Origin of the sequence: Streptoalloteichus tenebrarius, from assembly GCF_024171885.1 — a bacterium.
Lineage (GTDB): Bacteria > Actinomycetota > Actinomycetes > Mycobacteriales > Pseudonocardiaceae > Streptoalloteichus > Streptoalloteichus tenebrarius.
In genome coordinates this window covers 196,352-220,964 of the sequence record NZ_JAMTCP010000001.1, presented here as the reverse complement: position 1 = coordinate 220,964, position 24,613 = coordinate 196,352, and the positions used below count along the sequence as shown (strand labels likewise).

Genomic DNA, 24,613 nt, shown 5'->3' with positions numbered 1-24,613 from the left:
GTCCTCTGTGTGTCCACAGAGGACACGTCATCCACGGTGGTCGGACCAGGCTGACGTGATCTGGTCGAAGATCTCGTCCCGGTGCGCGAAGGCGGCGAGGTGCCCACCGGGCACGAACCTGGTCTTGCCGGTGGGGAGCCTGTCGGCCAGGCGACGCGCCAGCGAGACCGGCACCTTCGGATCGTCCAGCCCGTGCCAGAGGAAGACCGGCCCGCGGACCTCGGCCGGGTCGAACCCCCACGGCCGCAGGTGCCGCCGCAGGTCGTCGACCATCGCGGCACCGCCCTGCCGACTGCTCTCGCGCACGTCGGCAGCGAACGCCGCGCGGGCGTCGCCGTGCTCCGCGACCAACAACTCGCGCAGGACCCGGCGGTCCGCCTCGGGGAGCGTCCGCTCGACCTGGCCGACGAGCCGGCCGGGGTCGCCGTCGGCGGCGGAGGCCATGGCCCGCGCAGAGGTGGCGCACAGGACGCCCAACAGCCCCGGCGCGTGTCGGGCCAGCGCCCAGTACAGGGCGTCGGACCGGCTGTCGGGTCGCCAGCGCTCCCCGGGGTCGATCGGCGGCATTCCACTGAGGACGGTCGCGCTGGACACGAGGTCGGGGCGGAGCGCTGCCAACGCCAGTGCGGGTGCGGCCCCCATGGACACGCCGATCACCGCGAGCCGGTCGAGACCAAGATGGTCGGCGAGCGCCGAGGCGTCGTGAGCCCACGCCAGGAATCCGCGCCCGGGACGCGCGGTGGACCGGCCGTAGCCGGGCCGGTCCACCGCGATCAGGCGCACGCCGTGTCGACGCGCGTGCTCCTGACCGAGCGTCCACCCGGCGGCCCAGCGGGACGAGGAGAAGCCGTGCACGAACAAGCACGGCCGACCGGCGGGGTCACCGAAGACGGTGTACGCCAGGTGCCGCCCGTCCTCCAGTTCGAGGGTGCGGTCCTCGGGAGCGCTCGTGGCCACCTGGCGTCCTTCCGCTGTCTTCCGTCTTCCGCTGTCTTTCACTGTCCGCGGCGGTCTTCCGTCGACCCGCCGTCCCGTCGACGACCCGCCGTCCCGTCGACGACCCGCCGTCGCGTCGGCGCGGCCAGGCGTCGCGGGGCTCATTCGGTCTCACGGTGGTACTCCAGTTCCTCGCGCAGGAAGTCCTGGGCCTGCCCGGGGTCGACCGTCCACAGGGCGAAGGACCGCAACACCACCTCGTTGCGTTGGAGTGGTCCGCCGACGTCGTCGTCAACCACGTGCGCAGCGTCCGCTCGCCCGCGACCAGGGACCCACCTACCCGATCTACGTCGTCCCCGAGTTCGCCACGATCACCCTCGACGAGTACGTCGGCCTCGACGACTCGGTCATCTCCGTGGGCGCGCGCCACGTCGCCCAGACCCCGCTGCTCATCCGTCGGAGCGTCGTGGTGCCTCCAGCCCGGGTCGCCGTGGCCAGGGCGGCAACGGCCGCCACTCGGGGGCCGAGCGTCCCGCTGCCTCCGCGCCCGTGCGCGACGTCGTGGTACTCGGCCCGGTCCCAGGACAGCCGGCGACGGCCGGCCTCGGGGCACAGGTCGGCCGCCTCCGGAGCCCGGGCAGGTCCTGGCCGCCGATCGGAGAGGAATAGCGGGCCTCAGTCCTGCCGGCCATCAGGTCTGGCAGCGGCTGGGTGGGCGCGGGCTGGTCGCGTCGGTGTGCTGGTCACTCCCGGCCACGGGGCTTGGCGCGCACGTGCATGCGCTCGCCCTGCGGGCCGAACAGGCTGAGGATCTCCACCGGCCCCTCCCCCGTGCTGCCGAACCAGTGCGGCACCCGCGTGTCGAACTCGGCGGCCTCCCCCACCTTGAGCACGACGTCGTGCTCGGCCAGCATCAGCCGCAGCTTCCCGCTCAGCACGTACAGCCACTCGTAGCCCTCGTGGGTCCGCAGGTCGGGCTTGCTCCGGGAGGCGCCGATGAGCATCTTGTACGCCTGCAACCCGCCGGGCTGCTGCGTCAGCGGCACGATCGTCATGTCTCCGCGCCGGACCGGCTTCATCCGCACCCGGGGGTCGCCGATCGGGGGCGCGCCGACCAGCTCGTCCAGCGGCACCTGGTGGGCGTGCGCGATCGGCAGCAGCAGTTCGAGGCTCGGCTTGCGTTGCCCCGACTCCAGGCGGGACAGGGTGCTGACCGAGATCCCGGTGGCCTCGGACAGCGCGGCGAGGGTGCACTGGCGCTGCTGGCGGAGCTGTTTGAGCCTGGGTCCCACGGCGGCGAGCACGTCATCCATCCCCCTATTGCAGAAACAGCAACAGGATTTGTCAAACCATCGGCGCGCCGGGCATGGTCGGTGCTGCGGCGCCCCGCCGAGAGGGTGGGGGCGGCGAGGACGCGGGCGGGACCACCAGCGCCGCCCACCGGACCCGTCGGGCAGGGCGACGTGGGGCAGAGCACAGGGACGAACGGCTGGAGTGGGTGTGGACAACGACTTCGACTGGGCCGCGATGGCCGACATGCTGGAGCTGGAGGGTGAGGCGCACAGCCCGTACGTGCGGCAGGCCCTCGACGAGCTGCGTGACCTCGCCCCGCGCCGGGTGCTCGACGTGGGCAGCGGCCCCGGGGTGGCGGCCTGCCGGATGGCGGAGGTGTTCCCCGAGGCCGAGGTGGTCGCGGTGGACGGGTCGCCGGAGCTGCTGGCCCGCGCCGAGCGGCGGGCCGAGCGGCTGGGCGTCCGGCTGAGGACGCGGGTGGCCGAGTTCCCCGAGGGGCTCGCCGACCTGCCCAGGGCGGACCTGGTGTGGTCGGGCCAGGTCGTGCACCACGTCGGCGACCAACAGGGCGCGCTCGACCTGCTGGCCGGCCTGCTCGAACCGGGCGGGGTCCTGGCGATCGTCGAGGGCGGGCTGCCGGCCCGGTCGCTGCCGCGCGACCTCGGCTTCGGGCGCCCCGGCCTCCAGACCCGGCTGGACGTGGCCATGGCCGACCGCTTCAACCGGATGCGGGCCGAGCTGCCCGGCACGGTGTCGGTGGTCGAGGACTGGGCGGGGATGCTGCGCGCCGCCGGCCTCACCGAGGTGCGCAGCAGGAGCTTCCTGGTGGACCACCCCGCGCCCCTGGCCGACGGGCCGAGGCGGGCGGTGCGCCAGATGCTGGAGCGGCAGCGCGGCATGTTCGCCGAGGTCCTCGACGCCGACGACGTCGCGACGCTGGACCGGCTGCTCGACCCGGAGGACCCGGCGGGCGTCGACCGTCGCCAGGACCTCTTCCTGCTGACCGCCAAGACCGTCCACTTCGGAGTCAAGGCGAAGGGCTGATCCGGGGCGGCGCTGTCCGGAGTCGGGCGGCGCCGTCCTGACTCCCTTTCCCGTGCGGCCTCGCGGGGTGCCCCGTGGTCCTCTCAGGCCTCTCTGGCAACCGCCTCTCTGGCAACCGCCTCTTTGACAAGCATCTTTTTGACAAGCACCTCTTTGACAAGCACCTCTTTGACAAACACAGTCCCGCCGCGGGCTTCCCCACCTGCCCGACGACGGGAGAACTGTCGACGCCATCTGGTCCCGACGCCCACACGAGGGGCGTCGGGACCAGGTTGTCCGCGCCGATCAGACGAATGACTCCCAGGTGCTGGGCGTGTCGCCGCGAGCACGCAACATCGCGTACACGTCGCGACCGTAGTTCAGTTCGGCCGCCACGAACTTCCCGTTGGCGCTGGACTGGATGGTCACGCACCCGCCACCGCACGACTGGGAGATGGTGAACCGCTCCCAGGCTCCCGGCGCGTCCGACCGGGCACGCAGCAGGGCCTGGACGTCGCGGCCGTAGTTCAGCTCCGCCACCACGAACTTCCCGTTGGCGGTGGAGCGGATGGTGGAGTTGCTCCCGTCAAGACAGACGTTGAAGACCTCCCACGCCCCCGGCGCGTCCGACCGGGCGCGGAGCATCGCGGCGAAGTCGCGGGCGTAGTTCAGTTCGGCCGCCACGAACTTCCCGTTGGCCGCCGACCGGATCGTCACGTCCCGACAACCGGGAACGGAGCCGCCGCGCACGTGGTCGGCGACGAACTCGGACAACGACGGCCACGCCTGTGCGCTGGCGGTCGGCGTGCTCGCGTGGGCGGCCGACGCCAGGGTCAGCGCGGCGACAGCGGCGGCAGCCACCGCGACGGCGCGGGCCGTTCGGGATCTCCACGTGCTCATCTGATCACTCCTCGGGAACGGTTGTGGGCCGCTCGGGCGGCCCCGTTCGACACCGGCGGCTCGCGGCGCGCGACAGGCGCGGCGCCACGGCTGTGACCAGCGAACGGGGCAGCGAGGAGTCGGAAGTCCCGCGCCGCTGGCGGCGGAGCATCAGGACCTCCTCGGCTCGTGGCACAGCGAAACCAGGATCAGGGCTATCAAACGCCCGCACCCGGCACAAGAAATCCGTCAACTGACGGAAGTCCCGGAGAGGAACGGGGGCGCGCTGGCCACGATTGTGCGGCCAGCGCGCCCCGCGTGCTCCTGACGTCACTCCTCGACCATGATGGCCATCACCGGGCACAACGCCGCCGCGTTGCGGACGTCCTCGGCCAGCTCCGCCGAAGGGTTGGGGTCGAGCAACACCACGACCCCGTCCTCGTCGCGCTGGTCGAACACCGCCATGGCGGCCGTCACGCACTGGCCCGACGCGACACACCTGTCCTGGTCAACGGTCACCTTCATCAGTTCCTCCAAGGGGGTCACCACGTCACGGGAAGCTCGTACACCCCGTACACCGCGCCGTCGTGTTTGAACGGGATCTCGTCCAGCCGCGCGGCCAGCCGCAGCGTGGGGATGCGGCGGTAGAGGGTGCCGTAGACGACCTGGAGCTCCATCCTGGCCAGGGGCTGGCCGAGGCACTGGTGCGGTCCGAACCCGAAGGCGACGTGCCGGCGGGCGTCGCGCCGGATGTCCAGCCGGTCGGGGTCGGGGAAGGCCTCGGGGTCCCGGTTGGCGATGTCGTTGGGCAGGATCACGCCCTCGCCCTCCCGGATGACCTGACCCGCGATCTCGATGTCGGCCAGCGCGACGCGGCGCCGCCCGTTGTGCGTGATGTGCAGGTAGCGCAACAGCTCCTCGACGGCGGAGGCGACCAGCGCCGGGTCGTCCGACTCGCGGAGCAGGGCGAGCTGGTCGGGGTGTTCGAGCAGGGCGAGCGTGCCGAGCGCGATCATGTTGGCGGTGGTCTCGTGCCCGGCGACCAGCATGAGGACGCCGATCTGGGCCGCCTCCGGCCGGGTCAGCTCCCCCTTCCCGACCCGGTCGGCCAGCGACGACAGCAGGTCGTCCTCCGGGTGGTCGAGCTTCTCGCCGATCAGCCGGTCGAGGTAGGCGGACAGCCGGTCCACGGCCACCCACCGCTCCTCGGGCGTCACGTCCCTGTTGATGAGGACCCGGCTGTTGTCCTGGAAGAAGTCGTGGTCGGCGTAGGGCACGCCGAGCAGTTGGCAGATCACCAGCGAGGGCACGGGAAGCGCGAAAGCCTGGACGAGGTCCACCGGCCTGGGGCCGGCGAGCATCTCGTCGATCAGGTCGTCCACGATCTTCTGCACGGTGGGCCGCATGGCCTCCACCCGGCGGATGGCGAACGGCGCGGTCACCATGCGCCGCAGCCGTGCGTGTTCCGGGTCGTCCATGAGGATGAAGCTGAGGGGTCGCCCCCTGACGGGCGAGGGGCTCGGGAAGCCGGGCCGGGTGACGTCCGAGCTGATCCTCGGGTCGGCCATCAACGCGCGCTGGTCGTCGTACCGGGTCACCAGCCACGGCGTGCTGCCGTCCGCCAGCCGGACCCTGGTCAGCCGGGTCCGCTCCCGCAGCGCCTGGACGGTGGGCGGCGGGTCGAACGGGCAGCCGGCCGCCCGCGCCGCCGGGAACGCCGGAGTCTGCTCGGCCACCGGGTCGATCGTTCCGGTCATGACTTCCCTCCCACGAGTACCGAAGCCCCGACGAGTTCCCGTCGGCGCAGCCTGGCCTGTTTCGGCATGTTCCAGCCGACGACGCCGATGACCCCGCCGTCGCGGCGGTGGGCGGCGACGAAACGGCGCTCCGCGACGTCACCCTCCACAATGGACACCTCAGCGGTGGGGGACGTCTCCCCGTGCACGTGGATCCTGGCGTCGAACTGGTCGGTCCAGAAGTACGACACCGGGGTGTAGGGCTGGTCGTCGCCGAGGATGTCGCCGGCGACCGCGACCGCCTGTTCGACCGCGTTGGTCCGGTTCTCCCACCGCACCGCCACGCCCAGCGCCTCGTGGTGCCAGCGGGCCACGTCGCCCACGGCGTAGATTCCTTCGGCCGCGCGGCAACGGGAGTCGCAGATCAGCCCGTCGTCCACGTCGAGGCCGCTGTGCGCGAGCCAGTCCGTCACGGGTTCGCCGCCGAGCGCGACGACCACGACGTCGGCCGGCAGCACCTCGCCGCCCTCCAGGCACACGCCGGTGACCCGCCCGTGCCGCTCGGTGAGCCCGGTGACCGCGGCTCCGGGCCGCAGGTCCACCCCGCGCTCGGTGTGCAGTTCGGCGAGCACTCCCGCGACCAGCGGACCGAACCGCGACGTCAGGGGCGCGGGTTGGGGGCCGACCATGGTGACCTCCACGCCCATTCCGCGCGCGGAGGCGGCGATCTCGGCGCCGAGCACGCCGTCGCCGACGACCACGAGCCGCGCGCAGCGGAGCAGGTCGGCGCGGAGCGCCATGGCGTCATCGAGGGTGCGGAGCACGTGGACGCCGGCCAGGCCGGCCTGCCCGGGGAGAGTGCGGGGCCGCAGCCCGGTGGCCACCACCACGACGTCAGCGGTCAGAACGCGTCCGCCCACGGTGTGGACGGTCCGCTCAGCGACGTCCAGACCGGCGGCCGGGTCGCCGAGGAGGAACTCCGCGTCCAATGCGGACAGGGTCTCTGGCTGGCGCAACGGGACGCGCTCCGGCGGCCAGACCCCGGCGAGGACCTGTTTGGACAGTGGCGGCCGGTCGTAGGGTTGGCGCGGCTCGGCGTCCAGCAGGGTCAGACGGCCCGTGAAACCCCTGCGGCGTAAGGACTCCGCGGTGGTGAGGCCGCCCACCGAGGCGCCGACGACCAGCACGTGGCCCGGGGCGCTCACGCGTTCACGCTGACCGGGTCGGCGGCTCCGGGACGCCCGTCCCGGTCCACGAAGACTGTCACGGTTGTTCCTCCTCGGGTGGTGCGGGAGACGTGACGGGCGCCAGCCACAACCCCACGAGCGCGTCGATCAGCCCGTTCGCGGTGTCGTGCCAGCTCGCCCGGAGAGTGGGGGCGCCCTCGGCGAGCGCGCGTTCCCGGTGGGCGACGAGGTGCACCAGGAGCTGCCGGGCCATCTCGGCCCGTTCGAGTCTGGTCTCGGGCGGCAGGTCGGGGAGGCACCGGTTCAGCCCCTCCACGATCCGGACCAGCGACGGCGACGACAGCGCCTCCTCGGCGATGATCGGGCGCAGCGACGGGTCGGTCATCACCTGCGCGGCGAACCGGGCGAACCAGGTGGGGCTGCCCAGCGCGGCCAGGTGCTCGGTGACCGGGCGCACCAGACAGGAGACCCAGTCCCTGAGGTCCGCGCTGTCGCCGATCTCGGCCACCCTGCGCCGACGGATCTCCTCGATCGGTGCGGCGTGCCGGCGCATGATCGCCCGCACCAGGTCGGCCTTGGTCCCGAAGTGGTAGCCGACGGCCGTGTTGTTGCCCTGGCCGGCTGCCTCGCTGACCTGTCGGTTGGACACGGCGAGCACCCCGTGCTCGGCGAACAGCCGTTCCGCCGCGGTCAGGATCAGCTCGCGGGTCGCGTGCGCCCGCTCCGCCCGCAACGTCCGCCCCGGATCGCTGCTGACAGTCCCGCTCATCGTCATCACCATCGCACCGGTAGTTCCTGGAGCCCGCCGACGGCGGCCCCCTCGATCCGATGCAGATCCTCTACCGGGACCGCGAGTTCCCACGACGGCAGCGTGCGCGGCGGCACTCGAACCTCGGTGCGCGGGAGCGGGCGGCGTCGGCGCGTCGAGGGGGACCGGGCCGCGCACCAGGTCGCTCACCTCGCTCGGAGTCACCACGCGCTCCCTCTCCGTGAAGGCCTGTTGGAGCACAGCGTGCACCCGGCGCCGAAGTAAGTCAATCAACTGACTTAAAAAGAGGGAGGGTCATCCAGGGTCTCGCGTGACAGGACCGGAGGACACGAAGTGGCGGGAGCCGGAATCCGGCTCCCGCCACCAACATCCGCACCGGGCCTCCCGCTCGGCCCCTCGCCCCAGCCCAGCGAGGCCGCCGCCCGTTCCAGCCCGGTGAACTCTGTCCAGCGAGTCCTCAGCCCAGTGAGGTCACCAGCTCCCGACACGCCCGCTCACAGCTCCGGCACGCCTCCGCGCACACCCGGCAGTGGTCGTGCCGGTCGGCGTGGCTCGCGCACTCGTCGCCACAGGCACGGCACACGGTCGCGCACGCCTCCAGCACCGCGCGCGTGATGTTGGCGTCGTAGCCGGTGTGGCGGGACAGGATGCGGCCGGTCGTGTCGCACACGTCCGCGCAGTCCTCGCAGGAACGAATGCACTTGCGGAGCATCGGGAGCATGTCGTCGGCCTCCGACATGCACGCGTCGGCGCACGCGGTGCACGCCTGGGCGCAGGAGTAGCACTCCTCGATGCAGCGCATCAGCGCCTCGCGGTCCACTCGACCCAGGTCCGCCGGGTAGGTGCGGAGCATCTCCGCGACCTGCGTCATCACGGTCACCACCTTCCGTCGCACCCCGCCCCGCGGCCCTGCGCCGCGGGTCGGCACGGGCTGCCTTCGGTTCGGCTACCCGTCCGGGACAGCCGACACGCGCGGCGACGGGGTTGGCGTCGGCCACAGGGCCGCGCGACCGGGCGGCCCCGGCGCGTCACCGGTGGCCCGCACCCGGGGCTCTCGCCGAGAGTCGACGGATCAGTACGCGCGGATGCCGCCGAGTGCGACGTCCACACCGCGCCGCATGGCCGCCCAGAAGTCCTCTTCGGACTGTTCGAGTTCGAGGCTCCTGAGCGTGGCCGCCTGCACGGCTCCGACGAACGCGCCGACCACGGCGGCGGCGGTGACCGGGTCGAGTTCGTCGGGGCAGGCCCTCTCCAGCGCCACGGCGATGTCCCGCTGCATGTCGAACGCGACCTGGAGCGCCCTGGCCTGGAGCGAGGGCACCGACCGGACCAGGGCGGGGTAGATCTCCATCAGCTCGGGGTCGCGCAGCCCACTCCCCCGCTCGTCGTACCCGGCGAGCATGGCCTCGTAGGCGCGGGTCAGCAGGTCGGCGACGCTCTCCCCCTCCCGCCGGTCGGCGATCACGTCGAGCGCGGTCCGCACGCTGTCCCTGCTGTCGGCGAACAGCACGTCGTCCTTGCTGGGAAAGTGGTTGAAGAACGTCTTGGTCGCGACGTCCGCCGCCGCGGCGATCTGGGCGACCGTCGTCCGCTCGTACCCCTGCTCGGCGAACAGCCGGAGGGCCGTCTCCGTGAGCAGCCGACGGGTCTCCCGCTTCTTCCGCTCGCGCCGCGACTCGTGCATGGGGAAAAGTTTACATCAGTAGCAAAGTTACCCTTGCTGTACGGTTACACCCGATGTAACTTTGCCGGCGGAGTCTCAGGACGACACAGGGGGCCACACGACACCCGTGCGGCCACCATCTGGTGAGGACGACGACGATGACGACAGAACCCCTGACGTTTCCTCTGGCCAACGCCGGACCCTTCGACCCGCCGAGCGAGCTGATGGCGATGCGCGAGGGGCGGCCGATCGCCCCGCTGCGGTTGCCCGACGGCAGGCTCGGATGGGTGGTCGTCCGGCGCGCGACGGTCCGCTCGGTGCTCGCCGACCCGAGGTTCAGCGCCCGACAGGAGCTGAGGGGCAACCTCAGCCCCAGCGGCGGGTCGCTCCCGCCCGCGCCTCCCGGCATGTTCATCGGCATGGACCCGCCGGACCACACCCACTACCGGCACCTGCTCACCGGCCAGTTCACGGTCCGCCGGATGCGCCAGCTCACCGCGCGGATCGAACAGCTCGCCGAGGAGCACCTCGACCGGATGGCGGCGGCCGGGCCGCCGGTGGACCTCGTGGCGACCTACGCCCGGCCCATCCCCGCGATGGTGATCTGCGAACTGCTCGGCGTGCCCGACGAGTTCCGGGAGCGGTTCGGCCAGCAGGTCGCCGAGTTGTCCCGCCAGGACGCCACACCGGAGGAACAGCAGCGCACGCTGGTCGGGATCCTCACCTACCTCGGCGAGCTGGTGCGGGAGAAGCGGAGCACGCCGACCGACGACCTGCTCGGCGGCCTGGTCGTCGACGGGGCCGGGCTGACTGACGAGGAGCTGACCAACCTCGCGTTCATGCTGCTGGGCGCCGGGCTGGACACCACCGCGAACATGCTCGGTCTGGGCACCCTCGCGCTGCTGGCGCACCCCGAGCAGATCCCCGTGATCACCAACCCGGACACCGTGGACAACGCGGTCGAGGAACTCCTCCGCTACCTCGCGATCGTCCCGGGAACCCTCCGCACCGCGCTGGAGGACGTCGAGGTCGAGGGCGTCACGGTCCGGGCGGGCGAGACCGTCATGGTCAGCCTGCCCGTGGCCAACCGGGACCCGGAGCGGTTCGCCGACCCCGACACCCTCGACCTCACCCGGCAGACCTCGGGGCACGTCGCCTTCGGGCACGGCGTCCACCAGTGCCTGGGCCAACAGCTCGCGCGGGTCGAGATGCGGGTGGCCTTCCCGGCCCTGTTCCGCCGCTTCCCGACCCTGCGGCTGGCGGTGCCCCAGGAGGAGGTGCCACTGCGCGACGAGATGCTCATCTTCGGGGTGCACCGCCTCCCCGTGACCTGGGAGGACTGACCATGGCCGAGATCCGTGCCGACCGGGAGGTGTGCGTCGGGGCGGGGATGTGCGCGTTGACCGCGCCCGAACTCTTCGACCAGGACGACGAGGACGGCCGCGTGGTCGTCCTCGTCACCAGGCCCGAGGCGGAACTGCGGGAGCGGGCTCGGGAGGCCGTCCGCCTCTGCCCGTCGGGCGCCCTGTCCCTGAGCGAGGAAGCCTGATCCGTCTTCGGCGGTTGAGGACGCGGCGGGTCACCACGGGGCCAGGTGTGACGAGGGTGGTCAGCCTGGCCCTCGGGGTGGCCCGTCGCCATGTGACCACCGCGCTGTCTCTTTCGCGCCGTCTCTTTCACGTTGTCTTTTTCGCGCTGTCTCTTTCGAAGCGTCTCGGTCGAGATGTCACTGTCACCGCCATGTGTCTTGGTTACGAGCGAGGGGGCCTCAAGCCGCTCGACCGAGGCTCGCGCCCCTCAAACGGGCCATCGGAATGGGAGGTGTTCCGGGGGACGATGACACTCCGGAGTTGTCCACAGTCCCCCGAATTCCTCCACAGGAGACGGGAACAGCCTGGCTCGTGAGGCACTTCGCGGTAGGCTGGAGCGGGGCTCGCCCCCCGGGAAGGGTGGGGGGCTGCCCTGAGGAAGGTGGGTGGGTTCCGGGGCGGGCTCCGGGATGTAGGAACTGTCCACTGAGGACGTTCTTGTCGACGAGGAACCCTCGAACCCCAGCGCCGCGCACTCCCCTCCGCAGAAATGACGAACGACGCCGTCCCCTGGCGGGACAGGCGTCGTTCGTCGTGGTGAGGCGGTACGCGTCGCTGGGAGTGGCTCTGGGGGCGGTTCTGCGCCCGACGCGCCGCCTCAGCTCGGGAACATGCCGCTGGTGGCGTTGACGAAGGTGCCGGTGATGGCGGCGGCGTGGTCCGAGGCCAGGAAGGTGAGGGTGGCGGCGACCTCGCTCAGGCGCGGGGACCGCCTGGTCATCCGCATCTGGTCCAGGTTCTGGAGGATGCCCTGGAACGCCTCCTCCTCCATCATCACGCCACCGCTGAACGTGGCGAGCTTCTCCCGGGAGAGCGTCTCGGGCAGGCCGGCGGTCCACACGCCCAGCACGCGCACGCCGCGCGGGCCGATCTCGGCGGCCAGGTTGCGCACGAACGCGTCGATCGCGGCGTCGGCGGGGCCGGTGGCGCCCATCATCGGGCTGCCGTGGGCCGAGCCGCTGTTGAGCGCGAGGATCACGCCGGAGCCCTGCTCGACCATCTGGCGGGCGGCGGCCCGCGCGGTGACGAAGTTCGCGGTGAGGCCGGTGGCGACCGGCCCCACGACGTCCTTGGTGGGCAGGTCGAGCAGCGGGACGCCCTGCACGTCGCCACGGGTGACGAGGTTGAGCGAGATGTCCAGGGTGCCCGCGTCGGCCACCACGGACTTCACGTGCGCCTCCACGGCGGCCTCGTCGGTGGCGTCCACCACGGCGACCGAGGCGTTCCCCCCGGCGGCGGTGATCTCCCCGGCCACCGCGTCGAGGGTCTCCTTGGTCCGGCCCACGAGATGGACGTTCGCGCCCGCCGCGGCGAACGCCTTCGCGACCGCGCTGCCGATCGCCCCGCCGCCGCCGTAGATGACCGCGTTCTTCTTGTCCAGCACCATGTTCGTCCTCACGTCCGTCGTCTTCTCGTCACGTGCTCGACAGCACGCAGGAAAGAAGACGCACAGGAGCGCGGGAACTCATCGGTCCCCTCACACGTCGCGCCCCGGCAGGGTCAGCGGCAGGCCAAACGCGCGGAACAGGTGCGGTTCGAACGAGGTGATCTCGACGATCCGGCCGCCCTCGATCCGCAGCACGTCGAGGACCTGCGCGCGGTAGACGGTGGTGCCGGGGCGCTGGAGGTAGCCGGCGGTGGCCGGCTGCCGGTTCGCCGACGTGGGCAGGTGCTTCCACCGGCCCAGGTAGTGCGGCGAGGACGGGTCGACCGAGGGCCGGATGAACGACATCATCGCCTCGCGGCCGGCGAACCACAGCCGGTTCGGCGGCATCGTCAGGACGACGTCCTCGCTGAGCAGCTCGGCGACCGCGTCCGCGTCCGCCTGGTCGGCGGCGGTCATGTACCGCTGGAGGATCTCGCGCTCCTCCTCGGTCGGCCGGGCGGCGGCGGTCCAGTCGGCGCGGCGTTCCGGCAGGTGTCGGCGCAGCGTCGGGCGGGCCCGTTGCAGCGCGCTGTTGACCGAGGCCACGCTCATCTCCAGAAGCTGGGCGGTGTCCGCGGCCGACCAACCCAGCACGTCCCGCAGGACGAGCACGGCGCGCTGCCTCGGCGGCAAGTGCTGGATGGCCGCCAGGAACACCAGTTCCATCGTCTCCCGGGACACGGCCGCCTCATCGGGGCGCACGTCGTCGGAGGCCACGTCGACGAGCAGCTCGTCGGGGTAGGGCTGCAACCAGGTCACCCTGGACGGCGGGGTGACACCGTCGGCGTCGGCTCCGGGAACAGGCTCGTAGGGCTGCGGCCGGCGCGAGTTGCGGCGCAGGAAGTCCAGGCAGGCGTTGGTGGCGATCCGGTACAGCCAGGCGCGGAACCCGGAGCGCCCCTCGAAGCCGTCCCTGGCCCGCCACGCCCGCAGGAAGGTCTCCTGCACCAGGTCCTCGGAGTCGTCGTAGGAGCCCACCATCCGGTAGCAGTGCACCTGGAGCTCGCGCCGGAACGGCTCCACCAGGCCCGCGAAGACCCACTCGTCCCCGGAGCGCAGGGTCTCCGCGACCGTGTCGTCCCTGGTCACGTCGGCGCGGCTGTCGTCGTCCCCCGTCCCGGCCCCGGTCACGCCGGTTTCCGTCACGTCGTCTTCCGTCACACGGTCCGGCGTGGCGTTGTCCGCCGCCACCGCGCCGGACGCCGGGCGGGAATTCGTCACCGAGCCGGCCGTGACGTTTTGTGGCGTGACGATATCCGTGACGTCCCTCGGGCCGGCGGTGGCCTGGGCGGCGTCCCGGGCGATCCGCGCGATGCGCCGTAACCTGCCGACCGACGAGGACAGCTCGGTCACCTCGGCGTAGAACTTCAACGGCATCCGCGGCACCAGCAGCCGCACCCGCCGCTCGATGTCGGCGATCAGGCGGTACACCGCCTCGTCCGTGGACGGGGTCTGGCGGGAGCGGTACGCCTTCTGCCGACACGCGGCCGAGCAGTAGACGGCGGCCCTCCCCCGTCGGGCGGTCTGCCGCGGCAACGCCCCGCCGCAGGTCCTGCACCGAGCCTCGGACACGGAGCATCACCCCGAAAACGTCACGCGAGATCACCGTTACGGATGAACGTACACGGGGAACGATCATGTCGGTGTGCGAAGGCTCGAACAGATGAGCGACGACACCCCGAGAGGGCGCACGAGCCCGGAAAGCACGAGACTGCGCAATTCTGGAGAAGCCGAGGAGGGTGAGCGGGACACAACTTCCTGCCGCGCGCACCACTTCCGCGCTCCCGCTCTCCTCTCTCCACGCGAAGGATCACCATGACCACGGGGCCCACCGACGCCGACGGACTGGTCGACACCGTTGACCCCGTCGTCGACGCGACAGGAGCCAAGCCGATCGAGACCGCCGAGCGCTACACCGACGCGGTCGCCGCCTCCGCCACCACGCGGACCTTGGGCAACAACACGGTGCGTGCGCTGCCCGGGCCAGCGCCAGAACCGGGGTAGACGGTCTTCCGCGTCCCATACCGGGGCAGGTCCTACATGATCAGCCGGACACTCCGCCACCGCAGCAGAGCCCGACCGCGCAACCATTGCGCTCCATGGCAAGGCACGTGCGAACAGGGCGCGGTAGTCGACGTAGCCACGGATCGACACGACCGACATCGAGTGCGAACGCCACTGCCTTTGCAAGGGTTGCCGGATCGGTCGCCGTGCCGGGGCGGCAGGGTGGTGTGATCACACCTCAGCCTGATCGAGGGCATCGCCTCCAAGGACCGCACAGGTGGTGCCTCTGGCGGGAGGCGCCGGAACGGTTCGGGCCGTGGCAGACGCTGGGTGAGCGGCAGTCGCGCTGGAGCGCGGACGGCACCTGGAGTCACCTGGTCAACCAGGTCCGCGAGGGCGAACCTGGCCAGGGAGTGGGACTGGGTGGTGTCGGTGGAATCCAGCCTGTCTCTGGCTGCACCATCATCGTGTTCGAGGAGGGTCTGGCCGATGTCCGCGTCACCGCCCGGGCGCCGCGCCCGTGCGTCAGGCCGGAGCGGGTGATCGTGGACAAGGGGTTACTCCAGCCGCGCCAACCGGGAACACCTGGCCCGGACGATCAGATCGACTATCCAGAGAAGGAGTGACCAGGTCGAGAACCGCGCCGTCGCGGCTCGGTCGGCGGGCATCCCCACACCTTCAGCACACAGATCGACACGCGACGCACCATGGTCGGGCGCTGTTTCAACCGGTTCAAGGGTTGTCGCGGCATCGCCACCCGCTACGACCGGCTGGCCCTCGACTACCTGGGTGGGCTGGAGCTTGTTGGTCTGCTCGACTGGCTCCGTGATCCGTCAGACACGACCTAGGAGAGGGTGCCGGCGGCCTCGCGAAGCGCGGCGCGACAGGCGCGGATCGCGGGATGACCACCGCGCCCGGCGCGCACGACGGTGAGCAGCCGGCGGGCCTGGTGACCGCGCGGGAGGCGTCGCAGCGGGACGGTCGGCCGCCGCCCCTCCCACACCAGGTCCGGGAGCAGCGCCACCGCGAGTCCGCGCTCGACGAGCCGCCGGTGCAGGAGCAGGTCGCTGGACTCGAACCGCACGTCCGGCTCGAAGCCGACCTGACGGCAGAGGGAGATCGCCCACCGCCGGGCCGCCGACCCCTCGGGCTCCAGGACCCACGGGTGTCCGGCCAGCGCGCGGAGCGCCTCGGTCGGCCCCACGGCGCCCTTCCCGGAGCGCGCGACGCGCGTGCCCCTGGGCTGGGCCAGGCGCAGCGGGTCCTCGCACAACTGTTCCACGTCCAGCTCGGCGACGCGGGGGTGAGGGTCGCCGGGGTACTCCTCGGTGATCACGAGGTCGTGGTCCCTGGCCAGCAGCGCTGGCAGCGCGATCTCCGGCTCGACCTGCGTGACGTGGACGCGCAGGCGCGGGTGGGTGTCGCGGAGCAGGGTCAACGCGGTGATCACCAGGGTCAGGGACGCGGTCTGGAAGCACGCGACGCGCAGGGCGCCGGTCAGTTCGGTGAGCGAGGAGGCGATGTCCGCCTCGGCGCGTTCCAGGCGTTCGAGCACGGCCTCGGTGTGGGCGACCAGGATCTCGGCCTGCTCGGTGAGCCGGACCCGCCGGCCGACCGGCTCCAGCAGCGGAACGCCGACCTCCGTCTCCAGCAGGGAGAGCTGCTGGGAGACCGAGGACGGGCTGTAGGACAGGGCGGCCGCGACCGCCGCGAGGGTGCCCCGGTGCTTCAGCTCGCGCAGCAGGCGCAGACGGTGGAGGTCGAACATCGCCCGCTCCCCCGATCGATCGGATTTTCCGAACGATATCGCTCGGAAACATGCGCTGGACCGAGGGGTGGAGCGGGCGTCAGGCTGGGCGCGTGCCGCAGAACACCCTTCGTCGCTCCTGGTTCGCCCTCCGCGACGCCCGCACGGTGACGACCACGCCCGCTCCCGCCGAGGTCCAGCGCTTCCACGCGGGCCTTCCCGACTACGCGCCCACTCCCCTGGTCGGGCTCCCCGAGCTGGCGCGCGAACTGGGCGTGGGCCGGGTGTTCGTGAAGGACGAGTCCGGCCGCCTGGGGCTGCCCGCGTTCAAGGCGCTGGGCGCCTCGTGGGCGGTCCACCGGGTCCTGTCCGCGCGGGAGCCGGGGGCCGAGGTGCGCCTGGTGACCGCCACCGACGGCAACCACGGCCGGGCGCTGGCCCGGATGGCCCGGCTGTTCGGCCAGCGGGCTCACGTCTTCGTGCCCAGGGGGGTGCACCCGGCGGCCGTCGCCGCCATCGCCGACGAGGGGGCCACGGTCACCGAGGTCGCCGGCGACTACGACGACGCCGTCCGGCGGGCCGACGCCGCGGCGGCGGAGCCGGGCTCCGTGCTCGTGCAGGACATGGGGTGGCCCGGGTACGAGGAGATCCCGGGGTGGATCGTCGAGGGGTACTCCACCCTGTTCACCGAGATCGAGGCGCAGCTCGCGGGGGTGGGCGTCGACGCGCCCGACCTGGTCGCCGTCCCGGTCGGGGTGGGGTCGCTGGCCCAGGCCGCCGTCACGCACTACCGCGCCCAGCCCGGTGGCCCCGCCCTGCTGTCGGTGGAGCCGGAGGCCGCCGCGTGCGTCCTGGAGAGCCTGCGCGAGCAGAGGCCGGTGACCGTGACGACCGGCGTCACGACGATGGCCGGGCTGAACTGCGGCACTCCGTCCAGCCTCGCCTGGCCCTTCCTGCGCGACGGTCTGGACGCCGCCGTCGCGGTGTCCGATGAGGACAGTGCGCGCGCGGCGCGGGACCTCGCCCGGCTCGGTGTCTCCTCCGGCCCCTGCGGCGCCGCCTCGCTGGCCGGGCTCCGGGCCGTGCTGGCCGACCCCGACAGCCGCTCCGCGCTGGGCGTCGGTCCGACCGCGACGGTCGTCCTGCTGAGCACCGAGGGGGTGCGGGCCAACCCGCACGGGGAGAACCAGGTCTGACCTCCCGTCCACTGTGGATGCTTCCTCGCGACGGCCGGAGCCGGTGACGCCAACGGGTGTCGCGAGGAAACCGGCCCGCCGGGAACCGCGGTCTCCCGCCCCGGTTCCCGGCGGGCCTCGCCGCGCTCAACCCTCGTGCGCCTCGAAGAACTCGGTCAGCTCCCGCACCACCACGTCCGGGGCCTCCTCGGGAACGTAGTGCCCGCTCCCCTTCATCTCGACCACCCGGATGTCGGTGCCCAGGTCCGGGCTCATCTGCTCCCGCAGCGCGGCGTAGCTGGACTCGCCGGCCAGCGTCAGGATCGGCACCGTCACCGGGGCGTAGGTGGCGAGGGCCGCGACGTCCTGGCGCATCGTCTGGTACCACCCGCTGCCGGCGCGGATCGCGTCCGGGTTGTCGTAGGCGTGGGCGTAGACCCGGCGGGCCTCCTCCTCGACGGACGCCTGGTCGACCAGCATGTGCCCGTACAACCAGTCGATCACGTGCCGGAACCGGCCGACGAGGAGGCGCTCGGGCAACTCGCGGAGCTGGTTGAACGCGAACCACCACGGGTAGCCGCCCCGGCCGGTCTCCAACGCCACCTGCTGCTCGTCCGAGGCGGGCAGCATGGGGATGCGGAGCCAGGAGTCGACCGGCACGCCCAGGTCGATGGTGACCAGTCGCCGCACCGACTCCGGGTGGTTCGCGGCGAGGTGGTAGCCGACCGAGGCCCCGATGTCGTGGCCGGCGACGAACGCCGACTCGTGGCCGAGGTGGCGGATCAGCTCGTGGATGTCCTCGCCCATCGTCCGCTTGTCGTAGCCGGTCTCCGGCTTGGCCGAGGAGCCCATGCCCCGCAGGTCGACGGCGGTCACCCTGAACCGCCGCGCCAGCGCGGGCATCACCTTGCGGAACTGCCACCAGGTCTGCGGCCAACCGCCGAGCAGCACCAGGGGCTCGCCCGCGCCGCCGGTGACGTGGTGCAGGCGGGTGCCGTTGACCTCGGCGTGGGCGCTGGTGAAGTCGCCGTCCAGCGAGGCGGCCAGCTCGGCGTCGGTCGGCACCGGGTTCGGGGCGGTCATGGTCCCCCTCCACATTCTTTAACGATCGGTCCAATAAAAGGGCAGGAGAAAGGTCGAGAGGTTGGGAGCCGACGGGGTCGGCGAAGACGAGGGCGTCGGGGCGTCGGGTCAGGCGAGCAGGGCGAGGGCCTGGTCCACGGTGTCGTCGAGGAAGCGTTGGCGCACCGGGGTTTTGCCGACGACCCGGATCCCCTGGAGCAGGGTCACCAGGAACCGCGCCAACACGACCGGGTCCCTGTCCTCCGACAGCTCCCCCTCCGCCTTCGCGCGCATCAACGTGGCCGTGAGCAGGACCTCCATGGTCTCCAGCCCCGACTCCACGTGGCGCTGGGCCTCCTCGTCGGCCGGCAGCTCCACCGCGGTGTTGGTCAGCAGACAGCCCTTGCGCCCGGCCTCCTGGAGCGCGGTTTCGGCGTAGTCCCGCACCAAACCCCGCACGGCGTCGAGGGCGGAACCCGAGGTCGACAGGCGCGCCAGGAGCGACTCCCTGCTGTCCTCGACGTACCGCCGCACGGCCATGAGGAACAGCTCGCGCTTGCCGCCGAACGCGCCGTAGACACTGCCCCTGCCCAGCCCGAGGTGCTCGCACAGGTCCTGCATGGAGGTCGCTTCGTAGCCCTGCCGCCAGAACAGGTCCATGGCGGCGCGCAGCGCCGCGTCCGGATCGAACTCCTTGGTCCTGCCCACGCCGAGAACCTATCCATACTTGATCGTTCGGTCAAGAATCAGCGGTCGGCCCGGCCACCGGACCGTCACGGCGCCCGCGACCGGCGGCCCGGGGCCGACGCCCCGCGCGGCCGAACGGGTGCCATGCGTCGGGCGGATGGTGCGGCGCGCGCCGAGCCGGCAGGGTGTCCCCCAGCGACGGATCTCACCGGAGGACACACCGTGTCGCGTTCCGCAGGAACCTGGTGGCGCCCCACCCCGGGCCTCCAGTGGCAGTACCAGCTCACCACGCCCGTGAAGCTCGACGTCGACGTGCCGGTCTACGACATCGACGCCTTCGAGAACGACGCCGAGGTCGTGGCCGCCCTCCACGCCGCGGGACGCCGCGTGATCGCCTACGTCGACGTGGGGGCGGCGGAGGAGTACCGGCCCGACTACGCCGACTTCCCCCCTGAGGTGCTGGGCAAGAAGGTGCGCGGGTGGTCCGACGAGCGCTGGCTGGACATCCGCCGCCTCGACGTCCTCGGCCCGATCATGGCGCGCCGCTTCGACATGTGCCGGGACAAGGGGTTCGACGCCGTCGAACCGGACATGGTCGAGGCCTACACCCACCGGACCGGCTTCCCCCTGACCGCCGAGGACCAGCTCACCTACAACCGGTTCATCGCCGACCTCGCCCACGAGCGCGGGCTGGCCGTGGGCCTGAAGAACGACCTGGCGCAGATCCCCGACCTCGTCGACCACTTCGACTTCGCCGTCAACGAGCAGTGCGTGGAGTACGAGGAGTGGACGGCGCTGCTGCCCTTCGTGGAGGCCGGCAAGGCGGTGTTCCACGTCGAGTACGAGCTGCCGGTCCGCCGGTTCTCCCCCGTCACCGCGCCGCTCGGCTTCAGCTCCATCCGCAAGAACGTCGACCTCGACGCCCGGCGCTGGGCCGGCGCCTGACGTCCACGTGCCTGGCGGGGCACCGCTACTGTTCCCGCCCATGGCCGACCTCTCCCTCGAAACCACCCGGACGTTCTACGACACCATCGCGGACGACTACGCGAAGCTCTTCAAGGACCCGTTCGAGGGCCGAACGCTGGACCGCGCGTTGCTGACCGCGTTCGCCGAGCTGGTGCGGGGCGCCGACGCGAAGCTGGTCGCGGACGTCGGCTGCGGCCCCGGCCGCGTGACCGCGTTCCTGCACGGCCTCGGCCTCGACGTCCTCGGGGTGGACCTGTCGTCCGGCATGCTCGCGGTCGCGCGGCGGGAGAACCCGGAGCTGCGGTTCGAGCAGGGGACGATGACCGACCTCGACCTGGCCGACGGCGCGTTGGGCGGCCTCGTCGCCTGGTACTCGGTGATCCACACGCCGCAGGAGCGGCTGCCCCTGGTGTTCGCCGAGTTCCACCGGGTGCTGGCGCCCGGCGGCCACCTGATGGTCGCCTTCCAGGTCGGCGACGAGCCGCTGCACCTGGCGCGGCCCTTCGGCCACCCGGTCTCGCTCGACTTCAACCGGCTCTCGCCCGACGACATCGCCGACCTGCTCGGCCAGGCCGGGTTCACGGTGAACGCCAGGACCGTGCGCGAGCCGATCGAGACCGAGTCGACGCGGCAGGCGTTCCTCCTGGCCAGCAAGCCGGCTCGCCCGTAGTCGGCCCCCGGTCACCGCCCGCCGCCGTCCCCGCCCGCTGTCGTGAAGGTCACGGGGGCCATGATCTCGGAGGTCATGGCCCCCGTGACCGAGCGCGCCTACGGTCGCCGCATGAACGCGGCGCAACCGGTGCGGGTCGGGACGCTCCTGAGGGAGTGGCGGCTGCGCCGCAGGCTCAGCCAGCTCGAACTCGCCCACGCGGCGGGCACCTCCCCGCGGCATCTGTCCTGTGTGGAGACCGGGAGGGCCCGGCCGAGCCGCGCCATGGTGCTGCGGCTCGCGGCGACGCTGGACGTGCCGTTGCGGGACCGCAACACGTTGCTGCTGGCGGCCGACTACGCGCCGGCGTACCAGGAGAGCGGCCTGGACGACGAGGCCATGGCGTCGATCCGGTCCGCGCTCGACACCATGCTCCGCGCCCACGAGCCCTATCCGGCGGTGGTGGTCGACCGGTGGTGGGACGTCGTGGCGGGCAACCGGGCGATGGACGTCCTGATGGACGGAGTCCCCGCGCACCTGCTCGACCCGCGCCCGAACGTGTTCCGGCTGGTCCTGCACCCCGAGGGGCTCGCGTCGCGGCTGGTCAACCTGCACGAGGTGCGGGAGCTGTTCCTCGAACGCCTGCTCCGCCAGGCCAACGCCAGCGGGGACGGCCGACTGCGCGCGCTCCACGACGAGGTGAGCGGGTACCCGCTTCCCGCCAACGCGGGGCGGAGCGCGACCCGGGCTGCCGCCCGGCGGGCGAGTCCCATCGAGGTGCCGATCCGCGTCAGGACGCCCGAGGGCGAGCTGTCGATGTTCAGCACCATGGCGACGTTCGGCGCTCCGGCGGACGTGACCCTGTCGGAGTTGGCGATCGAGCTGTTCTACCCGCTCGACGAGTTCACCACGCGCGCCCTGCGGGGCATGGCCGGACTGCCGCCGACTCCGTAGCCGCTCCTCGTGCGGCCTTCGCCGCGATGGCGGATCTCCGGTCGCCCGTCGCTCACTGATCGCCGGCCGGTCGTCCGTTGGCGGAGGAGCGGGCGAGGGAGTCCTCGGCTGCGGCCTCGGCTCCCGGTCGGCGCGGAATTCCGACACCGATGCCGCCGATGTCGTCGTCGTGGGGTGGTGGCGGGAGCGGCTGCCACCCCATGAGTTCCTCCCACTGTTCGAGCGTGAGGTCGAGCAGGCTCCGCGGCGTCCGTCCCGTGGGGACGGCCCGCTGGGCGAGCAGGACGTACGGCGCGCAGGACAGGGCGCAGCCCCACTCGTGCGCCCTGGTGCGGAGGTACTTGCAGCCGGTGAAGATCTCCTTGTACGAGACTCCCTGGTCCTGTCCGCAGTACATGATGCTCTTGGCCACAGTGGACAGATGCCAGCGCAACCGGGAGCGCAGCTCGTTCTGCCCGACGTCGGACCCGGGGACGAAACCGCAGTCCTCGATGAACAGGCTGGCGTCGACGTCCTGGTCCTCGGCGATCGCGATCGCGATGATCGACCACACGTAGCCCGGTCCCCGGACGCTGGCGTCCTTGTTGGCGCAGACGACGTGCGCGCCGGGAGCGGGCGGCAGCCGCAGGCGCGTCGCGTCGTGGCTGTCCGGTGTGTCGATCCGGCCGAACAACCGTTCCGTCGCGTCGAGCAGGGGCGCGACCTCGTAGACCGGGACCTGGCGGTCGGCGCGCAGGTCCGGGCCGGGCAGCTCGTCGACGGGCACCAGGTCCAGCCTCTTCCTGAGCCGGTCGTCCGGCACCTTGACCAGGTCGTACCCCCACAACGCGCCGTCCAGTCCGCAGAAGGAGGACGCGGTGATCATGTTGATCTGGCCGACGTAGGCGTCGTTCTTCTCGCACCGGTCGTAGGAGACGATCCGCGACGTGCCCTCGTCGAGGTCCTCCACCGGCACCTTGCCGACGGACAGCTTCATGGTCGCGACGTAGCCGGTCCCGTCGCTGCCGGCGGCGGAGGCGCCGACCGGGTTCAGGTAGCCGGTGCACCTCCTCTCGTGGGTCCCGATGGCGTTGTCGACCACCTGCTCCAACCGCGTGCGGGGTGTCGCCATGAGCCCTCTCCCCTGCTCGACCGGAGGTTCACCTGCTGAGTGGGGCGCAGCTCGATGCTAACCAGGACCCCGTCCGGGCCGACCGGGCCGGACACACGTCCGTGTGGCACTCACATGGCTGCATGAACGCTCTGTCATGAGGCAGGTGAGACCGCGAACTCCGGAACGCACATGAAGACAGGGACACCAGACGACCGACGACGACCACCAGAGATCATCGGGTGCCAGCAACCACAAGGAGATCCACAGTGGACTCTCCACTGTGGATCTTCTTGGTGCCCGTCAACCTTCTTGGTGCCCGTCGACCGAGATCACCGCTGCGGGGCGTCGGTCTCCCCGGACTCCCCGGCCGACTCGGGTCGCGCCTCCTGTCCGGAGAGGACGTTCGCGCGCAGGGCGAGTTCCAGCTCGAACCGGCGGTCGGGGTCGCTCAGTCTGTCGCCGAAGAGCTTCTCCAACTGCCGCATGCGGTGCCGCACCGTCTGGGGGTGGACCTTGAGGCGGGCGGCGACCTCCGGGGCGCCGCCCCGGACGCCCAACCACACGACGAGGGTGTCCGCCAGTCGACGGCGCTGCTTGGGGGTGAGGTCGGCCAACGGCGCCAGGACCCGGTCCGCCATCTGCCGCGTGAGGAACTCGTCCTGGCGCAGCAGGAGCGTCGGCAGGTGCTCGGAGCAGAGCGTCAGGGACACGTCCGGGAGGTGGCCCCTGCGGACCAGGGCCAGCGCCTGGCGGGCCAGCCGCAAGGACTCGCGCGCCTCGGCGAGCGGCACCTCGGGGCCGGCGGCGGCCCTGCACCCGCCGAGTTCCAGCCTCAGGGCGGCGAGCGGGACCGACCCCGGCAGCAACAGGCACGGTTCCGGCCCCTCCAGGTCGGCCAGCACCTCGTCCAGCACTGGCGCGGTCGGCAGGAGGGGGTCGGCGTCCCTGCCGAGGGCCACCGCCACCACCCGCTCCGGCAGCGGCCAGCGCGCGGAGACGGCGAGGTCCGCGAGCTCGGCGCGGGACGGGGGCTGCCCGGCCAGGATCGTCTCCAGCAACCGCTTCCTGCGCAGTTCGAGCGCGCCGGCCGCACGGGCCTGCGCGGCGGCGTAGCCCTCGACCGACAGCGACGACAGCTCGTCGATGTAGGCGAAGAGCGCCTCGGCGAGCACGCACATCGTGGGCAGGGGCAGGCGCACGCGCTGCCCGAACTCGGCCATCCGCCGCCAGGCCACCCGCGCCCCGACCCGGTACGCGGTCTGGAGGGTGTCCATGCCGCGTCCCGCGTTCACCTCGCACCTGCCCAGCTTCCGGAACAGCTCCAGTCGCGTGTCCCTGCCCGGGTCGGAGGGGTCGGCCACGCGGTCGAGGAACTGGAGCAGGGCCTGTTCGACGCCGTTGACGAAGACCCGGCCGAACACCCCCTCCAGCGGCAGGGCGTACTCCGGCACCGAGCGCCGGATCTCCCGCAGGATCTCGCCGGCCACCCGGCCCATCTGGGGCCGGAGCAACGCCGCGAGCGTGCTGGGCAGCTCGGCCAGCAGCCGGTTCGTGGCCCGCATGCGCCCCTCCAGCCCCGACAGCGTCGGTGACGACGGTGGCGGCGGTGGTGGCGACTGGAGAACGGCCGTGGTGGCGCGGCGATGAGGCCGGTGCGCATCGGGTCCCTGGTCGTCCAGCGAAAACACGGTCACGTCACACCCCTGGGGGACGGGCACGGGGGCGCGGGTGGACGGCAGGTGCGGTCACGCGCTGCTCCACCCACTCCGCTCCCC

27 protein-coding genes are annotated in these 24,613 nt (G+C 72.0%); 10 read left to right on the top strand and 17 right to left on the bottom strand.

Annotated elements, in window-relative coordinates:
* Positions 1–27: 27 nt before the first annotated feature.
* Both LX15_RS00840 and LX15_RS32915 read right to left on the bottom strand, forming a co-directional pair.
* Positions 28–957, bottom strand: coding sequence for an alpha/beta fold hydrolase (locus LX15_RS00840; protein ID WP_253667485.1), 930 nt, complete (start codon positions 955–957; stop codon positions 28–30).
* 140 nt (positions 958–1,097) lie between these two features.
* On the bottom strand, positions 1,098–1,235 hold the full coding sequence (locus tag LX15_RS32915; protein ID WP_253667484.1) for a hypothetical protein: 138 nt from the start codon (positions 1,233–1,235) through the stop codon (positions 1,098–1,100).
* Here LX15_RS32915 and LX15_RS00830 point away from each other — a divergent pair.
* The gene (locus tag LX15_RS00830; protein WP_253667483.1) at positions 1,208–1,744 is read left to right on the top strand and encodes a phenolic acid decarboxylase; all 537 of its coding nucleotides are present in this window, start codon (positions 1,208–1,210) and stop codon (positions 1,742–1,744) included. The genes LX15_RS32915 and LX15_RS00830 overlap by 28 nt on opposite strands.
* Here the strand turns inward: LX15_RS00830 and LX15_RS00825 are convergent.
* A complete protein-coding gene (locus LX15_RS00825; protein ID WP_253667482.1) occupies positions 1,680–2,249 on the bottom strand; it encodes a helix-turn-helix domain-containing protein in 570 nt (189 codons plus the stop codon). The genes LX15_RS00830 and LX15_RS00825 overlap by 65 nt on opposite strands.
* 187 nt (positions 2,250–2,436) lie before the next feature.
* On the opposite strand from LX15_RS00825, the gene LX15_RS00820 reads away from it, so the two are divergent.
* On the top strand, positions 2,437–3,273 hold the full coding sequence (locus LX15_RS00820) for a class I SAM-dependent methyltransferase (RefSeq protein ID WP_253667481.1): 837 nt from the start codon (positions 2,437–2,439) through the stop codon (positions 3,271–3,273).
* 285 nt (positions 3,274–3,558) lie between these two features.
* On the opposite strand, the gene LX15_RS00815 is transcribed toward LX15_RS00820, so the two are convergent.
* From LX15_RS00815 to LX15_RS00785, 7 genes are all read right to left on the bottom strand, one after another.
* Positions 3,559–4,152 (bottom strand): fascin domain-containing protein, encoded by a 594-nt coding sequence (locus tag LX15_RS00815; protein WP_253667480.1) that lies wholly within the window; start codon positions 4,150–4,152, stop codon positions 3,559–3,561.
* A gap of 309 nt (positions 4,153–4,461) precedes the next feature.
* On the bottom strand, positions 4,462–4,656 hold the full coding sequence (locus LX15_RS00810) for a ferredoxin (protein WP_253667479.1): 195 nt from the start codon (positions 4,654–4,656) through the stop codon (positions 4,462–4,464).
* A gap of 17 nt (positions 4,657–4,673) precedes the next feature.
* Complete coding sequence (locus tag LX15_RS00805) at positions 4,674–5,888, bottom strand: cytochrome P450 (protein WP_253667478.1); 1,215 nt, start codon at positions 5,886–5,888, stop codon at positions 4,674–4,676.
* Complete coding sequence (locus LX15_RS00800) at positions 5,885–7,072, bottom strand: NAD(P)/FAD-dependent oxidoreductase (RefSeq protein WP_253667477.1); 1,188 nt, start codon at positions 7,070–7,072, stop codon at positions 5,885–5,887. The genes LX15_RS00805 and LX15_RS00800 overlap by 4 nt, the downstream gene beginning before the upstream one ends.
* 58 nt (positions 7,073–7,130) lie before the next feature.
* On the bottom strand, positions 7,131–7,823 hold the full coding sequence (locus tag LX15_RS00795) for a TetR/AcrR family transcriptional regulator (protein WP_253667476.1): 693 nt from the start codon (positions 7,821–7,823) through the stop codon (positions 7,131–7,133).
* Between the two features lie 457 nt (positions 7,824–8,280).
* The gene (locus LX15_RS00790) at positions 8,281–8,694 is read right to left on the bottom strand and encodes a four-helix bundle copper-binding protein (RefSeq protein ID WP_253667475.1); all 414 of its coding nucleotides are present in this window, start codon (positions 8,692–8,694) and stop codon (positions 8,281–8,283) included.
* 201 nt (positions 8,695–8,895) lie between these two features.
* Positions 8,896–9,507, bottom strand: coding sequence for a TetR/AcrR family transcriptional regulator (locus LX15_RS00785; protein ID WP_253667474.1), 612 nt, complete (start codon positions 9,505–9,507; stop codon positions 8,896–8,898).
* Positions 9,508–9,644: 137 nt separating this feature from the next.
* Between LX15_RS00785 and LX15_RS00780 the strand changes: the two genes are divergently transcribed.
* A complete protein-coding gene (locus LX15_RS00780; protein ID WP_253667473.1) occupies positions 9,645–10,829 on the top strand; it encodes a cytochrome P450 in 1,185 nt (394 codons plus the stop codon).
* 2 nt (positions 10,830–10,831) lie between these two features.
* On the top strand, positions 10,832–11,035 hold the full coding sequence (locus LX15_RS00775) for a ferredoxin (protein WP_253667472.1): 204 nt from the start codon (positions 10,832–10,834) through the stop codon (positions 11,033–11,035).
* A gap of 638 nt (positions 11,036–11,673) precedes the next feature.
* Here the strand turns inward: LX15_RS00775 and LX15_RS00770 are convergent.
* Entirely contained in the window at positions 11,674–12,474 is an 801-nt protein-coding gene (locus LX15_RS00770) for an SDR family NAD(P)-dependent oxidoreductase (protein ID WP_253667471.1), read from the bottom strand.
* Positions 12,475–12,552: 78 nt separating this feature from the next.
* On the bottom strand, positions 12,553–14,073 hold the full coding sequence (locus LX15_RS00765) for a sigma-70 family RNA polymerase sigma factor (RefSeq protein WP_253667470.1): 1,521 nt from the start codon (positions 14,071–14,073) through the stop codon (positions 12,553–12,555).
* Positions 14,074–14,316: 243 nt separating this feature from the next.
* On the opposite strand from LX15_RS00765, the gene LX15_RS00760 reads away from it, so the two are divergent.
* Together LX15_RS00760 and LX15_RS00755 are read left to right on the top strand one after the other, a co-directional pair.
* A complete protein-coding gene (locus LX15_RS00760; RefSeq protein ID WP_253667469.1) occupies positions 14,317–14,505 on the top strand; it encodes a hypothetical protein in 189 nt (62 codons plus the stop codon).
* A gap of 707 nt (positions 14,506–15,212) precedes the next feature.
* Positions 15,213–15,353 carry a hypothetical protein gene (locus LX15_RS00755; RefSeq protein ID WP_253667468.1) on the top strand — a complete coding sequence of 47 codons (141 nt, stop codon included), beginning with the start codon at positions 15,213–15,215 and terminating at the stop codon, positions 15,351–15,353.
* On the opposite strand, the gene LX15_RS00750 is transcribed toward LX15_RS00755, so the two are convergent.
* Positions 15,350–16,273 carry a LysR substrate-binding domain-containing protein gene (locus LX15_RS00750; protein WP_253667467.1) on the bottom strand — a complete coding sequence of 308 codons (924 nt, stop codon included), beginning with the start codon at positions 16,271–16,273 and terminating at the stop codon, positions 15,350–15,352. The genes LX15_RS00755 and LX15_RS00750 overlap by 4 nt on opposite strands.
* Before the next feature lie 92 nt (positions 16,274–16,365).
* Between LX15_RS00750 and LX15_RS00745 the strand changes: the two genes are divergently transcribed.
* On the top strand, positions 16,366–17,448 hold the full coding sequence (locus LX15_RS00745) for a pyridoxal-phosphate dependent enzyme (RefSeq protein WP_253667466.1): 1,083 nt from the start codon (positions 16,366–16,368) through the stop codon (positions 17,446–17,448).
* A gap of 126 nt (positions 17,449–17,574) precedes the next feature.
* Here LX15_RS00745 and LX15_RS00740 read toward each other — a convergent pair whose 3' ends face one another.
* Together LX15_RS00740 and LX15_RS00735 are read right to left on the bottom strand one after the other, a co-directional pair.
* Positions 17,575–18,510: an alpha/beta fold hydrolase gene (locus LX15_RS00740; RefSeq protein WP_253667465.1), complete on the bottom strand. Its 936-nt coding sequence runs from the start codon at positions 18,508–18,510 to the stop codon at positions 17,575–17,577.
* Between the two features lie 108 nt (positions 18,511–18,618).
* Positions 18,619–19,197: a TetR/AcrR family transcriptional regulator gene (locus tag LX15_RS00735; RefSeq protein WP_253667464.1), complete on the bottom strand. Its 579-nt coding sequence runs from the start codon at positions 19,195–19,197 to the stop codon at positions 18,619–18,621.
* 201 nt (positions 19,198–19,398) lie between these two features.
* Between LX15_RS00735 and LX15_RS00730 the strand changes: the two genes are divergently transcribed.
* From LX15_RS00730 to LX15_RS00720, 3 genes are read left to right on the top strand one after another with little or no spacing between them, the layout of a single operon-like run.
* The gene (locus LX15_RS00730; RefSeq protein WP_253667463.1) at positions 19,399–20,121 is read left to right on the top strand and encodes an endo alpha-1,4 polygalactosaminidase; all 723 of its coding nucleotides are present in this window, start codon (positions 19,399–19,401) and stop codon (positions 20,119–20,121) included.
* Between the two features lie 40 nt (positions 20,122–20,161).
* Entirely contained in the window at positions 20,162–20,812 is a 651-nt protein-coding gene (locus LX15_RS00725) for a class I SAM-dependent DNA methyltransferase (RefSeq protein ID WP_253667462.1), read from the top strand.
* A gap of 60 nt (positions 20,813–20,872) precedes the next feature.
* Positions 20,873–21,745 carry an MmyB family transcriptional regulator gene (locus LX15_RS00720; RefSeq protein WP_253667461.1) on the top strand — a complete coding sequence of 291 codons (873 nt, stop codon included), beginning with the start codon at positions 20,873–20,875 and terminating at the stop codon, positions 21,743–21,745.
* A gap of 52 nt (positions 21,746–21,797) precedes the next feature.
* Here LX15_RS00720 and LX15_RS00715 read toward each other — a convergent pair whose 3' ends face one another.
* The gene (locus tag LX15_RS00715; RefSeq protein ID WP_253667460.1) at positions 21,798–22,856 is read right to left on the bottom strand and encodes a histidine decarboxylase, pyruvoyl type; all 1,059 of its coding nucleotides are present in this window, start codon (positions 22,854–22,856) and stop codon (positions 21,798–21,800) included.
* Between the two features lie 311 nt (positions 22,857–23,167).
* Positions 23,168–24,400 (bottom strand): PucR family transcriptional regulator, encoded by a 1,233-nt coding sequence (locus LX15_RS00710; protein ID WP_253667459.1) that lies wholly within the window; start codon positions 24,398–24,400, stop codon positions 23,168–23,170.
* Positions 24,401–24,613 lie beyond the last annotated feature (213 nt).

Bases quoted from the DNA above. Each gene is read 5' to 3' on its own strand.
- LX15_RS00790 (WP_253667475.1), bottom strand. From the start codon at position 8,694: ATGACGCAGGTCGCGGAGATGCTCCGCACCTACCCGGCGGACCTGGGT.
- LX15_RS00715 (WP_253667460.1), bottom strand. From the start codon at position 22,856: ATGGCGACACCCCGCACGCGGTTGGAGCAGGTGGTCGACAACGCCATC.
- LX15_RS00780 (WP_253667473.1), top strand. From the start codon at position 9,645: ATGACGACAGAACCCCTGACGTTTCCTCTGGCCAACGCCGGACCCTTC.
- LX15_RS00755 (WP_253667468.1), top strand. From the start codon at position 15,213: ATGGTCGGGCGCTGTTTCAACCGGTTCAAGGGTTGTCGCGGCATCGCC.
- LX15_RS00815 (WP_253667480.1), bottom strand. From the start codon at position 4,152: ATGAGCACGTGGAGATCCCGAACGGCCCGCGCCGTCGCGGTGGCTGCC.
- LX15_RS00725 (WP_253667462.1), top strand. From the start codon at position 20,162: ATGGCCGACCTCTCCCTCGAAACCACCCGGACGTTCTACGACACCATC.
- LX15_RS00760 (WP_253667469.1), top strand. From the start codon at position 14,317: ATGACCACGGGGCCCACCGACGCCGACGGACTGGTCGACACCGTTGAC.
- LX15_RS00750 (WP_253667467.1), bottom strand. From the start codon at position 16,273: ATGTTCGACCTCCACCGTCTGCGCCTGCTGCGCGAGCTGAAGCACCGG.
- LX15_RS00720 (WP_253667461.1), top strand. From the start codon at position 20,873: ATGATCTCGGAGGTCATGGCCCCCGTGACCGAGCGCGCCTACGGTCGC.
- LX15_RS00810 (WP_253667479.1), bottom strand. From the start codon at position 4,656: ATGAAGGTGACCGTTGACCAGGACAGGTGTGTCGCGTCGGGCCAGTGC.
- LX15_RS00740 (WP_253667465.1), bottom strand. From the start codon at position 18,510: ATGACCGCCCCGAACCCGGTGCCGACCGACGCCGAGCTGGCCGCCTCG.
- LX15_RS00710 (WP_253667459.1), bottom strand. From the start codon at position 24,400: ATGCGGGCCACGAACCGGCTGCTGGCCGAGCTGCCCAGCACGCTCGCG.
- LX15_RS00785 (WP_253667474.1), bottom strand. From the start codon at position 9,507: ATGCACGAGTCGCGGCGCGAGCGGAAGAAGCGGGAGACCCGTCGGCTG.
- LX15_RS00825 (WP_253667482.1), bottom strand. From the start codon at position 2,249: ATGGATGACGTGCTCGCCGCCGTGGGACCCAGGCTCAAACAGCTCCGC.
- LX15_RS00805 (WP_253667478.1), bottom strand. From the start codon at position 5,888: ATGACCGGAACGATCGACCCGGTGGCCGAGCAGACTCCGGCGTTCCCG.
- LX15_RS00795 (WP_253667476.1), bottom strand. From the start codon at position 7,823: ATGAGCGGGACTGTCAGCAGCGATCCGGGGCGGACGTTGCGGGCGGAG.
- LX15_RS00775 (WP_253667472.1), top strand. From the start codon at position 10,832: ATGGCCGAGATCCGTGCCGACCGGGAGGTGTGCGTCGGGGCGGGGATG.